Annotated in this window: 11 protein-coding genes; 3 read left to right on the top strand and 8 right to left on the bottom strand. The window is 71.8% G+C overall.

All coding sequences use genetic code 11. The features are described from left to right. Positions 1-7: 7 nt before the first annotated feature. From ACFYNX_RS08545 to ACFYNX_RS08520, 6 genes are all read right to left on the bottom strand, one after another. Entirely contained in the window at positions 8-1,696 is a 1,689-nt protein-coding gene (locus ACFYNX_RS08545) for a carbohydrate-binding module family 20 domain-containing protein (RefSeq protein WP_388659058.1), read from the bottom strand. Between the two features lie 122 nt (positions 1,697-1,818). Beyond that, positions 1,819-2,904: a LacI family DNA-binding transcriptional regulator gene (locus ACFYNX_RS08540; protein ID WP_365550602.1), complete on the bottom strand. Its 1,086-nt coding sequence runs from the start codon at positions 2,902-2,904 to the stop codon at positions 1,819-1,821. After that, entirely contained in the window at positions 2,892-4,559 is a 1,668-nt protein-coding gene (locus ACFYNX_RS08535; protein WP_365550599.1) for a glycoside hydrolase family 13 protein, read from the bottom strand. Before ACFYNX_RS08535 ends, ACFYNX_RS08540 begins: the two co-directional genes overlap by 13 nt. Positions 4,560-4,605: 46 nt before the next feature. Then, on the bottom strand, positions 4,606-5,481 hold the full coding sequence (locus ACFYNX_RS08530; protein ID WP_388659774.1) for a sugar ABC transporter permease: 876 nt from the start codon (positions 5,479-5,481) through the stop codon (positions 4,606-4,608). Then, positions 5,475-6,488 (bottom strand): carbohydrate ABC transporter permease, encoded by a 1,014-nt coding sequence (locus ACFYNX_RS08525; RefSeq protein ID WP_388659054.1) that lies wholly within the window; start codon positions 6,486-6,488, stop codon positions 5,475-5,477. Before ACFYNX_RS08525 ends, ACFYNX_RS08530 begins: the two co-directional genes overlap by 7 nt. Before the next feature lie 19 nt (positions 6,489-6,507). Then, on the bottom strand, positions 6,508-7,785 hold the full coding sequence (locus ACFYNX_RS08520; RefSeq protein WP_388659051.1) for an extracellular solute-binding protein: 1,278 nt from the start codon (positions 7,783-7,785) through the stop codon (positions 6,508-6,510). Between the two features lie 346 nt (positions 7,786-8,131). Between ACFYNX_RS08520 and ACFYNX_RS08515 the strand changes: the two genes are divergently transcribed. Together ACFYNX_RS08515 and ACFYNX_RS08510 are read left to right on the top strand one after the other, a co-directional pair. Continuing rightward, positions 8,132-9,172 (top strand): LacI family DNA-binding transcriptional regulator, encoded by a 1,041-nt coding sequence (locus ACFYNX_RS08515; protein ID WP_125665538.1) that lies wholly within the window; start codon positions 8,132-8,134, stop codon positions 9,170-9,172. A gap of 68 nt (positions 9,173-9,240) precedes the next feature. Then, entirely contained in the window at positions 9,241-10,149 is a 909-nt protein-coding gene (locus ACFYNX_RS08510) for a phosphatase PAP2 family protein (RefSeq protein ID WP_125665540.1), read from the top strand. Positions 10,150-10,180: 31 nt separating this feature from the next. On the opposite strand, the gene ACFYNX_RS08505 is transcribed toward ACFYNX_RS08510, so the two are convergent. Together ACFYNX_RS08505 and ACFYNX_RS08500 are read right to left on the bottom strand one after the other, a co-directional pair. After that, positions 10,181-11,752: an amidohydrolase gene (locus ACFYNX_RS08505; protein ID WP_388659046.1), complete on the bottom strand. Its 1,572-nt coding sequence runs from the start codon at positions 11,750-11,752 to the stop codon at positions 10,181-10,183. Then, a complete protein-coding gene (locus tag ACFYNX_RS08500; protein WP_388659043.1) occupies positions 11,662-13,206 on the bottom strand; it encodes an APC family permease in 1,545 nt (514 codons plus the stop codon). The genes ACFYNX_RS08505 and ACFYNX_RS08500 overlap by 91 nt, the downstream gene beginning before the upstream one ends. Positions 13,207-13,364: 158 nt before the next feature. Between ACFYNX_RS08500 and ACFYNX_RS08495 the strand changes: the two genes are divergently transcribed. Beyond that, on the top strand, positions 13,365-13,973 hold the full coding sequence (locus ACFYNX_RS08495) for a TetR/AcrR family transcriptional regulator (protein WP_388659041.1): 609 nt from the start codon (positions 13,365-13,367) through the stop codon (positions 13,971-13,973). Positions 13,974-13,991 lie beyond the last annotated feature (18 nt).

Below are 13,991 nucleotides of genomic sequence, written 5' to 3'. Positions count from 1 at the left end.
TCGCGGTTCAGCCGCGGAACGTGTCGTTCAGGACGAGCTGCCCGGAGGCGGGGACGGTCGCGGTGCGGTTGGCGCCGGACTCCCAGGTGACGTTCCCGGCGGCGTCCTTGCGGACGTACTTGTACTCGAAGACCGTCCCGGCGGGCAGGGAGAGCGTCAGCTTCCAGACCGGGTAGGCGGCCGGGTCGAGCTTGGGGGCCGAGGCCGGGGACCAGTTGCCCAGTTCGGCGCGGTTGCCGGTGACGTGGATGTCCTGGCCGGTCACCGTGGTGGCGGTGGCCTGGAAGGAGGTGCCGGTGGCGGCGGGCGGGTTGGTGCCGCAGCCCTTGGCGTTGACGTGCAGGGCGAGCGCGGTGTGGGCACCGAGGGTGGCCGTGAACCGCCCCGAGCCGTCGACGGTCACGGGGTTGTTCGACTGCACGTCGCAGTAGGTGCCGGCGGGCAGGGAGGTCTGGTAGGCGCGGGTGAGCGCCGAGGACTCGTGGTTGATCGCCACGTAGGCCTTGGAGCCGCGGCCGAACGCGATCGCGTCGTTGCCGTTGTCCCACCAGTCCGTGACGGCCTGGCCGCGCGCGGTGTTGCGGAAGGCGACCATGGAGGCGATCTCGCGCCAGGCGTGCTGGCACTTCCAGCCGTCGCTGTAACAGGCGTTCACCTGGCCGCCGTTGGGCGGACCGGCGTCCTTGTCGGTCCACTCGTAGCCGGAGTGGACGTCCGGGGAGCCGTAGGGCCAGGCGAGCATGAAGACGGAGGCGAGGGTGTAGCTCGCGCCGTCCTTGTAGTTCAGGGTGTCGCCCTGGCGCTCGGTGTCGTGGTTGTCGACGAAGACGCCGGCCTGGCCGGAGGGCATGTGGCCCCAGGCCTCGCCGAAGTTCTTCAGGTACGCCAGCTTCTCGTTCTGCAGGACCCGCTTGAGGTCGCGGGCGTAGCGGAACTCCTGCACGTCGCCGTTGCCGAGGTACTCGCCCGGGGAGACGGCCTCGCCCGCGCCGAAGATGGCCTCCTGCTTCCAGTACGCGCCGGGCTTGGTGAGCCGCGCCTTGATGGCGGCGAGGTCGGCGGCCGGCATGTGCTTGGCGGCGTCGATCCGGAAGCCGTCGACGCCCAGGGAGAGCAGGTCGTTGAGGTAGCCGGCTATCTTCCCGCGGACGTGGTCCTCGCCGGTGTCCAGGTCGGGGAGCTTGACCAGTTCGCAGTTCTGGACGTTGGCGCGGTCCTGGTAGTTGGTGATCTCGGCCCGGCAGTCGTCCATGTCGGCGCCGGAGTAGAGGCCCGGGTAGTCGTACTTGGAGAACGGGGTCCCGCCCGTTCCCGTGCCCGACCCGTTCGCCATGTGGTTGATGACGGAGTCCACGACGACCTTCACGCCCGCCGCGTGACAGGTGTCGATCATGCTCTTGAAGGCGGCGCGGTCCCCGAGGCGTCCGGCGATCCTGTAGCCGACCGGCTGGTACGAGGTCCACCACTGGCCGCCCTGGACGTGCTCCTGGGGCGGGGAGACCTGGACGTAGCCGTATCCGGCGGGCCCGAGGCGGTCGGTGCACTCCTTGGCGACCGAGGAGAACTTCCACTCGAACATCACCGCGGTGACGTCCTTCTCACCGGGGGGTGCGGCCTGGACGGGGGTGTTTCCCGTGACGGCCACAGCGGCTCCCGCCACGAGGGCGAGTGCAGCGGCCACGGTCTTTCTGGCCATGTTTCCTCCTGCTGACTTCACTGTCGCAAGAAGTTGCCGAAAAGTTCAGCAACTGTTTTCAGCCGTGACCGTATGAGCGCCCCGACGCCCGGTCAACCCTCCGGACGCCGCAACGCAAGTTGTTACGAAAGGACTTGCGGCTCCGCGCCCCGGCCGGGCGGCTGCGCCGTGGAACCGCGCACCACCAGCTCCGGCTGGAACACGAACTCCGTGCGCTGCACGGGGTTCCCCTCGATCTCCTCCAGGAGCGCGCCCACGGCGGCCGTGGCCATCGCCTGCACGGGCTGGCGGACGGTGGAGAGCGGCGGGCTGGTGAAGGCGATCAGGGGCGAGTCGTCGAAGCCGACGACGGAGACGTCCCGGGGCACGTCGAGGCCCCGGGCGCGGACCGCGCGGATCACGCCGAGCGCCATCAGGTCGGAGCCGCAGACGATGCCGGTGCAGCCCTCGCCGAGGAGGATGTCGGCGGCGGCGTGACCGCCCTCGACGCCGAAGAGGGTGGGCCGGATGAACCGTTCGGCGTCCGCGCGCTCGACGCCGAGGAGCTCGTACAGCTCAGCGGCGAAGCCCTCGGCCTTGCGGCGCGAGGGGACGTAGCGGGTGGGGCCGATGGCGAGGCCGACGCGCTCGTGGCCCAGCTCGACCAGGTGGCGCACGGCCATGCGGGCGGCGGCCCGGTCGTCCGGGGAGACGAAGTTGGCGTCGACGTGCTCGTTGTAGCCGTTGATGAGGACGAACGGCACGCCCCGGGCGGCGAGCCGGGCGTAGCGGGCCGGGTCGGCGGTGGCGTCCGCGTGGAGCCCGGAGAGGAAGACGATGCCGGACACCCCGCGCTCCACGAGCTGCTCGACCAGCTCGTCCTCGGTGGCGCCGCCGGGCATCTGGGTGCACAGGACCGGGGTGTAGCCGTGCCCGGCGAGGACCTGCTCGACGACCTGCGCGAACGCCGGGAAGATCGGGTTGGTCAACTCGGGCACGACGAGCCCGACGAGGCCCGCGCTGCGCTGTTTGAGGCGTACGGGACGCTCGTAGCCGAGCACGTCGAGCGCGGCGAGCACCTTGTGCCGGGTCGCGCCGGCCACGCCCGCCTTGCCGTTGAGGACGCGGCTGACGGTGGCCTCGCTGACGCCGGACTGGGCCGCGATGTCCGCGAGCCGCGGGGCGCCCGTTCCGGCGCCCCGCGGCAGGGGGATCGTCACACCGCCCACCAGACGGTGGTGTCGGCGGGCAGCTCCACCGCGTCCGCGCCGGGGGCGACGGGCTCGTTGGAGAGGAGGAACCGGCCGGGCAGCGGGACGGAAAGGGCCCGGCCGGTGGTGTTGGCGGTGCAGACGAAGCCGTCGCGCCGGAAGGCGAGGACGCCCTCGGGGGCCTCCAGCCATTCGACACCCTCGCCCGCGCCGAGTCCGGGCTGCGTCCGGCGCACGGCGAGCGCGCTGCGGTACAGCTCCAGGGTGGAGCCCGGGTCGCCGGTCTGCGCCTCGACGCTCAGCGCGCCCCAGGCCGCGGGCTGCGGCAGCCAGGAGCCGCCGGCGCCGAAGCCGTACGAGGTGCCCCCGACGGTCCACGGGATCGGCACCCGGCAGCCGTCGCGGAAGCCGTCCTGGCCGCTGGCCCGCCAGAAGGACGGGTCCTGGCGGACCTCGTCGGGCAGGTCGGTGACGTCGGGCAGGCCGAGCTCCTCGCCCTGGTAGACGTAGGCCGAGCCGGGCAGGGCCAGCATGAGGAGGGTCGCGGCGCGGGCCCGGCGCAGGCCGAGCTCGCGGTCGCCGGCCTCGCGCAACTGGGTGCCGAGGCCCGCCGGGTTGGCGAAGCGGGTGGCGTGCCGGGTGACGTCGTGGTTGGACAGGACCCAGGTGGTGGGGGCGCCGACCGGGCGCATCGCGGCGAGCGAGGCGTCGATGACGGTGCGCAGCTCGGTGGCGTCCCAGTGGGTGCCCAGGTACTGGAAGTTGAAGGCCTGGTGCATCTCGTCGGGGCGCACGTAGTTCGCGGTGCGGTCGACGGTGGGGGTCCAGGCCTCGGCGACGAGGACGCGCTCCCCGTCGTACTCGGAGAGGACCTTCCGCCAGGAGCGGTAGATCTCGTGGACGCCGTCCTGGTCGAAGAAGGGCATGACGTCGTTGCCGAGCAGCTTGAGCTGGTCGTGGGCGCCGATGTCGGGCAGGCCGGCGGCCTTGACCAGGCCGTGGGCGACGTCGACGCGGAAGCCGTCGACGCCCATGTCGAGCCAGAAGCGCAGGATGGAGCGGAACTCGTCGCGGACGGCCGGGTGCTCCCAGTTGAAGTCGGGCTGCTCCGGGGCGAAGAGGTGCAGGTACCAGTCGCCGGGGGTGCCGTCCGGGTCCTGGGTGCGGGTCCAGGCCGGGCCGCCGAAGATGGACTCCCAGTCGTTGGGCGGCAGTTCGCCGTTCGCGCCCCGGCCGGGGCGGAAGTGGTAGCGCTCGCGCAGCGGGGAGGCGGGGCCCTCGCGCAGGGCCCGCTGGAACCACTCGTGCTGGTCGGAGGAGTGGTTGGGGACGAGGTCGACGATGATCCGCAGGCCCAGGGCGTGGGCCTCGCGGATCACCGCGTCGGCGTCGTGCAGGGAGCCGAACATCGGGTCGATGGCCCGGTAGTCGGCGACGTCGTAACCGGCGTCGGCCTGCGGGGAGGCGTAGAACGGCGAGAGCCAGACGGCGTCGACGCCCAGGTCCCTGAGGTACGGCAGCCGGCTGCGGACGCCCTCCAGGTCACCCATGCCGTCGCCGTTGCCGTCGGCGAAGCTGCGCGGGTAGACCTGGTAGATCACGGCGTCTCTCCACCAGCCCGTGTGCGTTCCGGTGGTGGGGACGTCGGCCGGGGCGGCGAGATGCTGGGTCATGTCTTCCCTGGGAGTAAGGAGGGGCGTGCGGGGGCGGTGGTCGGGCTCAGCCCTTGACGGCACCGGCGGACATGCCGGTGACCAGGTGCCGCTGGGCGAAGAGGAACACCAGCGCCGCGGGGATGGCGATGAGCACGGAGGCCGCGGACATCGGGCCCCACTGGGCGCCGTACTGGTTGACGAACTTCTGGAGTCCGCCCGCGAGGGTGAGGTTCTCGTCGCCGACCATGAAGGCGGAGGCGTAGGCGACCTCGCCCCACGCGGTGATGAAGGAGTAGAACGCGGTGACGGCGATGCCCGGCTTGGCCAGCGGCAGGATCAGCCGCCAGAAGGTGCCGAAGGGGGTGAGGCCGTCGACGTACCCGGACTCGTCGATCTCGCGCGGGATGGTGTCGAAGAAGCCCTTCATCATCCAGGCGCAGAACGGGACGGCGATGGTCAGGTAGGTGATGACCAGGCCGGCCGGCCGGTTGAGCAGGCCCGTCGACGACATGATGTTGTAGATCGGCACGATCAGGACGGCGACCGGGAACATCTGGGTGATGAGCAGCGTCCACATCAGGCCGCGCTTGCCGGGGAAGCGGAAGCGGCTGACGGCGTAGCCGGTGGTGGCCGAGATGAAGACGCCGACGAGCGTGGTGAGGCCCGCGATGAGCAGCGAGTTGCCGAACCAGGTGAGGAACGGGGTGTCGTTCAGGAGGTTCGTGTAGTTCTCGAACGTCGTCTCTTTGAAGAAGTCCGTGGTGATGGCGTACTTCGCGGGCTTGAGCGAGGTCAGCAGCACCCAGAGGACCGGGAAGACGGCGATCACGGAGGCCGTGATCAGCGTCAGGTGCAGCGCGGCCGAGGAGAGCGGCGAACGGCGGCCGCGGACCGGCGCGTTGGTCACCGCCCGGGGGGTGGGGGTCGTGGTGGTCACCAGACTTCTCCCTGCTTGCGGAGGACTCGGCGGTAGACCGCGGCGAACAGCATCAGGAGGACCAGGATGAGCACGCCCCAGGTGGACGACTGGGCGAAGTCGCGCGGACTGACCTCGAAGGAGAACTTGTAGGCCTGGGTGACGAGGATCTGGGTGGCCTCGCCGGGCCCGCCCCGGGTGAGCAGGAAGATCACCGGGAACATGTTGAAGGTCCAGATGGTGGAGAGCAGGACCACCGTCGTGGAGACCGAGCTGAGGCCGGGCATGGTGATGTGCCGGAACCGCTGCCAGGCGTTCGCGCCGTCCATCTCGGCGGCCTCGTACAGCTCGCCGGGGATGGACTGGAGGCCGCCGAGGAGGGCGACCATCATGAACGGCACGCCGAGCCAGACGTTGACGGCGATGACCGAGAGCTTGGCCCAGGTGGGGTCGTTCAGCCACGGCACGGCGTCGATGCCGCCGCCCGCGAGGATCTTGTTGAGGAGGCCGTTGTCCTGGTTGTAGAGGAAGCGCCAGGCGAAGACGGAGACGAAGCCGGGCACCGCCCAGGGGAGGATGAGCAGCAGCCGGTAGAAGGAGCGGCCGGCGATCCTCCGGTTGAGGACGTTGGCGAGGGTCAGGCCGAGGGCGAAGGTCACCGAGACGCAGGCGACCGTCCAGACCAGGGTCCAGCCCAGGGTGGAGAGGAACTGGCTGCCGGTGAGGGCGTCGGCGTAGTTGTCCAGGCCGACGAACTCGTAGGTGGCCGGGATCTCGTTGACGCCGATCGAGCGCGCGACGTTGCGCTCGTTGGCGTTCGTCAGCGACAGGTAGACGCCGCGGACCAGCGGATAGCCGATGATCACGGCGATCACGACGATCACCGGGGCGACCATCGCCCAGGCGTACCAGTGGGTGGCGAGGGAGCGCTTCTCGGCCCTCCTGCGCTTGCCAGTCCCGCGGCTCCGGCCGCGGGCGACAGGGTCGCCCGCGGCCTTCGCCACCGACTGGCCGGTGGTGTCCACGGCCATCAGCCGGTCCGCCTTCCTGTTACTTCCAGTCCTTGAGGAGCTTGCGGTAGGCGTCGCCGGACGCCTTGGCTCCCGCTTCCGGGGTGGTCTGGCCGGTCAGGACCTTGGTGTACTCGGTGACGAGCGGCGCGAAGAGGCTGCCGGTCTCCGGGATCCAGGGGCGCTCGACGGCCTTCTGCACGACCGGCTTGAAGAAGGAGATCATCTCGTTGCTCGCCACGTCCGGCTTGATGTAGACGGACTCGCGGGTCGGCAGGAGGCTGAGCTCCTTCGCGATGGTGGTCTGCGTCTCGACCGAGGTCATGTACTCGGCGAAGGCGTAGGAGGCGTCCAGGTTCTTGGAGCCCGCGTAGACGGCGAGGTTGTGGCCGCCCTGCGGGGCGCCCTGGCCGCCGGAGCCGGCCGGGACCGGGGCGATGCCCAGGTTGGCCTTGTCCGCGAACTCCTTGCCCGCGTAGGTGTCGGCGACGGCCCACGGGCCGTTGATCATCATGGCGACCTTGCCGTCCTTGAAGGCGGTCTGCATGTTGTTCCAGCCGTCGGTCGCGTCGGTCTTGGCCGCGCCGGAGTCCACCAGGTCCTTGACGGTCTTGAAGGCCTTCACGCCGGCCGGGTCGTCGACGGTGACCGTCTTCTTCTCGGCGTCGACGAGGTCGCCGCCCTCGCCGTAGAGGAAGGAGAGGAACCAGTAGGCGTCGTCGCCGCGCAGGTAGAGGCCGGTCTTGCCGGTCTTCTGCTTGATCTTGGCGGAGACGGCCTTCAGCTCGGCGATGGTCCTGGGGACCTCGACGCCGGCCTCCTTGAAGATCTTCTTGTTGTAGAAGATGCCCATGGAGTCGATGACCTGCGGGACCGCGTAGGTCTTGCCGTTGTACTTGGTGGAGGCGGCGGCCTGGTCGAGGAAGTCGTCGGCGTTCTTCAGCGCGGCGGTGCCGTCGAGCGGGGCCAGGTAGCCGAGGTCCGCGAACTCGGGGGTCCAGGCGACCTCGGAGCGGATGACGTCGGGCGCGCCGGAGCCGGACTGCGCGGCGTTCTTGAACTTGTTCTGCGCCTCGCCGAAGGGCACGTTCACGTACTTGACGGTGACCTTGGGGTGCTTCTTGGTGAAGTCCTCGGCGGCCTTCTTGAAGACCTTGTCCTCGGAGCCGACCGTGGAGGTGTCCCACCACGTCACGGTGCCGGAGAGCTCGCCCGAGCCCTTCGAGCCGCCGTTGTCGGAACCGCTGTCGCTCCCGCACGCCGCCAGGGTCACGCCCAGGGCCGCGACCAGCGCGGTGGCCGCTATGCCACGCCGCATGTGAACTCCTTCAACTGATCCCGGGGGGACGAGGGGCTGGAACCTTCCTCATGCGACCGCTCCCTCGCGGCGCTCCGGGTTGGCAGGAACGTAACAGGGATGAAAACGAGCCGAAAGACCTTGCGGGACTTTTCTGCAAGACGCGGCGATCGTTACATCCGCGTGTCCCTAAGGTTGCCGACGGGCCGCTTGACAGGGGCGGAAGTGCGCCCTTGCGCACCTCACGCGCCCCCGCCCCGCCCCGCAAGGACTGCAAGACCTTGCAGGAGGACGACTCCCGGCCGGTGCGGACGGGGTGCGCAGGGGCGGTGGGCAATACGCCCCGTGACCGGTACAGTCCACTCCCATGACCGCGCGGCTCTCCGACATCGCAGCCCAGGCGGGGGTCAGTGAGGCCACAGTCAGCCGCGTGCTCAACGGAAAGCCCGGCGTGGCCACCGCCACCCGCGAATCCGTCCTCGCCGCGCTCGACGTGCTCGGTTACGAGCGGCCCGTGCGCCTGCGCCAGCGCAGCGCGGGACTCGTCGGCCTCATCACCCCCGAGCTGGACAACCCGATCTTCCCCGCCCTGGCCCAGGTCATCGGGCAGGCCCTGACCCGGCAGGGGTACACGCCGGTCCTCGCCACCCAGACCCCCGGCGGGTCCACCGAGGACGAGCTCACCGACATGCTGGTGGAGCGCGGCGTCGCCGGCATCATCTTCGTCTCCGGGCTGCACGCCGACACCACGGCCGACACCACCCGCTACGACCGGCTGCGCGGCAAGGGCGTCCCGTACGTCCTGCTCAACGGCTTCTCGCCCCGGGTGCAGGCGCCCTTCGTGTCCCCCGACGACCGGGCGGCGATGCGGCTCGCGGTGACGCACCTGGCCGCGCTCGGGCACACCCGGATCGGGCTGGCCGTCGGGCCGAAGCGGTTCGTGCCGGTGCTGCGCAAGATAGAGGGCTTCCAGAAGGGCATGGAGGAGCGGCTCGGCCTCTCCCCCGAGGAGTCCGAGGAGCTGATCCGGCACTCCCTCTACACCCTGGAGGGCGGTCAGGCGGCGGCGGGCGCGCTGATCGCCGAGGGCTGCACGGCGGTCGTCTGCGCGAGCGACATGATGGCGCTCGGCGCGATCCGGGCGGCCCGGCAGCAGGGGCTCGACGTGCCGAAGGACGTCTCCGTCGTCGGCTTCGACGACTCCCCCCTCATAGCGTTCACCGATCCGCCGCTGACCACCATCCGGCAGCCGGTGCAGGCGATGGGGCAGGCCGCGGTCCGCGCGCTGCTCGAAGAGGTGGGCGGCACCCCGGCCCCGCACTCCGAGTTCGTCTTCATGCCCGAGCTGGTGGTCCGGGGTTCCACCGCCTCCGCGCCGTCCGCCGTTAGGCCTCCTTCCCAGGGCTGACCGGGTGCGCGCGGGACCCGACCTTGGGATGATCGGTCGGGGGCGGCCATCTGGCAGACTCTCTCCCCATGGGTGAAACGACCGTGAAGCGTGTGGACAACCGGACGACCCCGTCGTCACCCATCGTGGCCGACGGCAGGCTGTCGCGGCTGCGCACGCGCGTGCCCCGGCGCCCCACGATCTGGTTCGAGATCCTGCTCATCGCGGTGAGCTACTGGACGTACTCGCTCGTCCGCAACGCGGTGCCGGAGCAGAAGGCCCAGGCCCTCCGGAACGCCGACTGGATCTGGCGGGCCGAGGAGTCCCTCGGGCTCGCCTTCGAGCACACCGTCAACCACGCCGTGAACTCGGTGACGTGGCTGATCGTGACGATGAACTACTACTACGCGACGCTGCACTTCGTCGTGACCATCGGTGTGCTGGTGTGGCTGTACCGGTGGCAGCCGGGCCGTTACGCGGCGTTCCGCACGGTCCTGTTCGCCACCACCGGCGTGGCCCTGGTCGGCTACTACCTGTACCCGCTCGCGCCGCCCCGGCTGATGAACGGCCAGGACTTCGTGGACACGGTCCTGGTCCACCACACCTGGGGCTCGATGGCCTCGGGGAACCTCAAGCACGTGTCGAACCAGTACGCGGCGATGCCGTCGATGCACATCGGCTGGTCGCTCTGGTGCGGGATCACGATCTTCCTCCTCGCGAAGGCGCCCTGGGCGCGGATCCTGGGCCTGCTCTACCCGACGGCGACCCTCGTGGTGATCGTGGCCACCGCCAACCACTTCTGGCTGGACGCGGTCGGCGGCATGCTCTGCCTGGCCTTCGGCTTCGCCGTCTCGTACTTCTGGTACGGCTCGCGGCCCCACCGGCTGCCGAAGCTGGTCGAGCCGGTGGAGCCGGTGGGCGTGGTCGCCCACGGCGGTCCGCTCCCGGAGGCGGACCGCGAGGGCGAGCCGGGCCGGCCGGTCGACTCCCGCCGGTAGGCGGGTCCCGTCCGGTCGGGCGGGCCCCGCCTCAGACCTCCCGGTGCGTGATCCGGCCGCCCGCGACGGCGAGCCGGACCGGGGCCTGGGCGGTCTCGTCCGCAGGGGCCTCCACCGGGTCCACGGCGAAGGCGGCGAGGTCGGCCCGGAAGCCCGGGGCGATCCGGCCCGCGACCGCCTCCTCCCCCGCCGCGAACGCCGCGTGCGTGGTCATCCCCTCCAGGGCCATGAGGCCCGTGAGCCCGTGCCGGGCCGAGGCCGCGCCGCGCGGGGCGCGGGCGGTGGCGAGGACCTGCCGGGCGTCGTAGTGGGCGATGGGCCAGTCGGAGCCGAGCGCGAGGTGCGCTCCGGCGTCCCGCAGGTCGCGGCAGCGCCAGGCGCGCCCGGCCCGCTCCTCCCCCAGCCGTACGGACCACTCGTCGGTGTGGTCGGCGCGGGTGTACGCGGTGTGCGGGGGCTGCATCGAGGCGACGACGCCGAGGGCGGCGAAGCGCCCGAGCTGGTCGTCGGGGACGGTCTCGATGTGCTCGATCCGGTGCCGGGGGCCGCCCGCGCCGAGCCCTTCGACGGTGTCGAGGACGTGCCGGACGGCCGCGTCGCCGATGGCGTGGGTGGCGGTGCCGACCCCGGCGCGGTGCAGGCGGGCCACGGCGGCGGAGTACGCGGCCGGGTCGGGCCAGAAGGCCTCGGTGCCCCGGCCGTGGCAGTCGGCGTGCTCCAGCCAGGCGGTGCCGCCCTCGACGGTGCCGTCCATGAAGAACTTCACCCCGCCGATCCGCCACAGCCGGCCGGCCCGCTCCTGGAGCCGTACGAAGGCGTCGAGCTCCTCGGAGGTGGCGCCGGGCATGCACCAGGGGGCGAGGCGCAGCCGCAGCGGCAGGTCGCCGTCCTCCTCCAGGGCGGCGAGCAGGCCGGGGACGTCGTGTCCGCCGAGGTCCATGACGTGGGCGGAGGTGAGTCCGGTGGCGGCCATGCCGGTGAGCAGGGCGACGAGCCGGTCGCGGCGCTCGGCGTACGGCAGGGCGGGCAGGACCGGGGTCATCAGGTCCATGGCGGCGTGCTCGACCAGGTGCCCGGTGGGGGTGCCGTCGGAGCCGCAGACGATCTCGGAGTGCTGGGCGAAGGTCCGGGGTCCGTCGATCCCGGCGGCCTTGAGGGCGGTCCCGTTCACGAGGGCGGAGTGGCCGTCGTAGAGGCGCAGGTGGGCGGGGGCGCCGTCGAGGGCGTCCTCGATCAGGTCGCGGTGGACGGGCCGGCCGCCGAAGGCGTTGTGGTCGAGGCCGAAGCCGAGGACCCAGCCGTCGCGGCGCTCGGCGGCCCGGAGCGCGGCCCGCAGTCCTTCGGGGTCGGTGACGGCCGAGAGGTCGGTGCCGGTGAACATCTCCAGGCCCCAGACGGGGTGGCTGTGGGCGTCGGTGAGGCCGGGGGTGAGGGTGGCACCGGCCAGGTCGACGGTCTCGGTGCCGGGTCCGGTCCAGTCGCGGGCCTCGGCGTCGGTGCCGAGGGCGGTGATCAGTCCGTCGCGGACGGCGACAGCGGTGTGGCCGGTCGGTCCGGGGTCGCGGACGCGGGCGTTGACGAGGACGAGGTCGGGTGCGGGCACGGGGGTTCTGCTCCTTCTGTTCCGGTGGACGGTTCGGCGGCGAAGCGGGCGTAGACCTCGGGGCGGGTGCGGCGCAGCCGGTGCGCCAGGAGGAGCCCGAGGAGGAAGACGGCGGGGGTGACGGAGAGCAGGACCGTGTTGACGGCGGGCGAGGCCCCGGTGAAGAGGCCGACGTGCCCGGCGACGAGGGCGATCGCCCCGGCGAGCAGGACGAAGGCGGTGGCGGGGGCGACGACCGTGCGCAGGACGCCCTCGTCGTGCGGGATCCGGCGGAAGAAGAACGGCACGGCGAGCGCGGCGAGCAGTTGGAGCACCATCAGGCCCAGCATCCCCGGGGTGTTCACCCAGAGCAGGAGCTGCTGGTACGGATCGGCCCCGGCGAGCGCGAAGGCGAGGACCACGAGCGCGCCGAGCGCGGTCTGGGCGGCCCCGGCGACGTACGGGGAGCGGTGGCGGGGGTGGATCCTGCCGAGGGCCTTCGGCAGGACGCCCTCCTCGGCGAGGGAGAGGGTGTAGCGGTTGATGGCGTTGTGGAAGGCGAGCAGGGAGGCCAGGACGCTGGTGACGATGAGGACGTGCATCAGGTCGGCGGCCCAGGACCCGACGTAGGTGGTGATGGCGGCGAAGAAGAGGCCGCCGGGGTCGTCGGCGGCGGCTCGGACGACCTCGTCCTCGCCGAACGCCTGGATGACGGTCCAGACGACGAAGGCGTAGAAGAGGCCGAGGAAGGCGACCGCGAGGTAGGTGGCGCGGGGGATCGTGCGGGCGGGGTCCCGGGCCTCGCGCCGGTAGATGACGGTGGACTCGAAGCCGGTGAAGGCGGCGAAGGCGAAGGCCAGGACGGCGGCGGTGCCGCCGGTGAGGACGTGGGCGGGGGCGAGGCCGCCGAGGGAGAGGCCGTGGGCCCCGCCGTCGAGCAGGACGCCGCCGGCGAGGAGGACGAGGATGCCGGTCTCGGCGACGAGGAGGACGCCGAGGACCTTGGCGCCGAAGTCGATCGAGCGGTGGCCGCCGTACCAGATGAGGAGCAGGCCGGCGAGGGAGACCGGCAGCCAGGGGACGTCGTGGCCGAGGGCGGCGGCGGTGTCCGAGGTGGCGGAGCCGAGGAGCCCGTACACGCCGATCTCCATGCCGTTGTAGCCGAGCATGGCGACGAGGGCGGCGGCGATGCCGATCGGGGTGCCGAGGCCGCGCGCGATGTACGCGTAGAAGGCGCCGGCGCTGCGGACGTGGCGGCTCATGGTGGTGAAGCCGACGGCGAAGACGGTGAGGGTGAGGCCGGCCAGGAGGTAGCCGACGGGGGCGCCGACGCCGCCGAGCAGGATGGCGACGGGCGCGACGCCGGCCATGACGGTGAGGGGGGCGGCGGCGGAGACGACGAAGAACGAGACGTCGGCGGTGGTGAGGGTGCCGGTCCTCAGTCCCGGGGGCGCGTCGGGGGCGGGTGCGGACATGGCTGGGGAGGGCCTTCCGGTGGCGGGTGGCAGGGGCGTGGGTGTCCGGCCGGACGTAAACCTAAAGGCTTTCGGTTCGCGCAATGTAGCCTCGGCCCCGACCGTTCGGGAAGACCCGGCGGGAATCCGACGGGAACCCGGACAGGAAGTGACGCCCCATGGGCCGGCCGCGCAGACCCCTCCTCGACCGGGAGCGCATCGCCACCACGGCGCTCGAAGTCGTCGACGAGCAGGGCGAGTTCAGCGTCCCGCAGATCGCGAAGCGGCTCGGGGTGCAGACGGCCTCCGTCTACCACCACGTCGACGGGCGGGACGGGATCGTGGAGCTCCTCCGCGAGCGGGTGGCCGCCGGGATCGACGGCGGGACCCTCGACCTGGAGCCCTGGGACGCGGCCCTCGTCGCCTGGGCCCGCTCCTACCGGGCCGCCTTCGCCGCCCACCCGCGCGCGATCCCGCTCCTCATGACCTCGCCGGTGCGCGCCCCGAAGGTCCTCGCCCAGTACGAGAAGGCCGTCGGCCGGCTGCTCGACGCGGGCTTCGCCCTCTCCGACGTCATGCCCGTGATCATCGCCCTGGAGAACCTCGTCCTGGGCTCGGCCCTCGACCTGGCCGCCCCCGAGTCGATGTGGGAGCTCGCCGACGAGACGGACACCCCTCGCCTGGCCCGCGCCCTGGGCGCGGTCCCGGAGGGCCGCGCGAACCAGGCGTTCGAGCTGGCGCTCGCGGGGTACCTCGCCCACGTGAGGACGCTGCCGGACGCGCCGTAGGACCCTCGCCGGGGCGCG

It is taken from the genome of Streptomyces sp. NPDC007872, from assembly GCF_042868165.1.
Lineage (GTDB): Bacteria > Actinomycetota > Actinomycetes > Streptomycetales > Streptomycetaceae > Streptomyces.
Note: the sequence above shows the minus strand (reverse complement) of the source record. Positions and strands in the feature narration are given on the sequence as shown.

Coding starts and splice junctions, on each gene's coding strand:
- ACFYNX_RS08545 (WP_388659058.1), bottom strand. CDS start 1,696: ATGGCCAGAAAGACCGTGGCCGCTGCACTCGCCCTCGTGGCGGGAGCC.
- ACFYNX_RS08535 (WP_365550599.1), bottom strand. CDS start 4,559: ATGACCCAGCATCTCGCCGCCCCGGCCGACGTCCCCACCACCGGAACG.
- ACFYNX_RS08525 (WP_388659054.1), bottom strand. CDS start 6,488: ATGGCCGTGGACACCACCGGCCAGTCGGTGGCGAAGGCCGCGGGCGAC.
- ACFYNX_RS08520 (WP_388659051.1), bottom strand. CDS start 7,785: ATGCGGCGTGGCATAGCGGCCACCGCGCTGGTCGCGGCCCTGGGCGTG.
- ACFYNX_RS08515 (WP_125665538.1), top strand. CDS start 8,132: ATGACCGCGCGGCTCTCCGACATCGCAGCCCAGGCGGGGGTCAGTGAG.
- ACFYNX_RS08510 (WP_125665540.1), top strand. CDS start 9,241: ATGGGTGAAACGACCGTGAAGCGTGTGGACAACCGGACGACCCCGTCG.
- ACFYNX_RS08500 (WP_388659043.1), bottom strand. CDS start 13,206: ATGTCCGCACCCGCCCCCGACGCGCCCCCGGGACTGAGGACCGGCACC.
- ACFYNX_RS08495 (WP_388659041.1), top strand. CDS start 13,365: ATGGGCCGGCCGCGCAGACCCCTCCTCGACCGGGAGCGCATCGCCACC.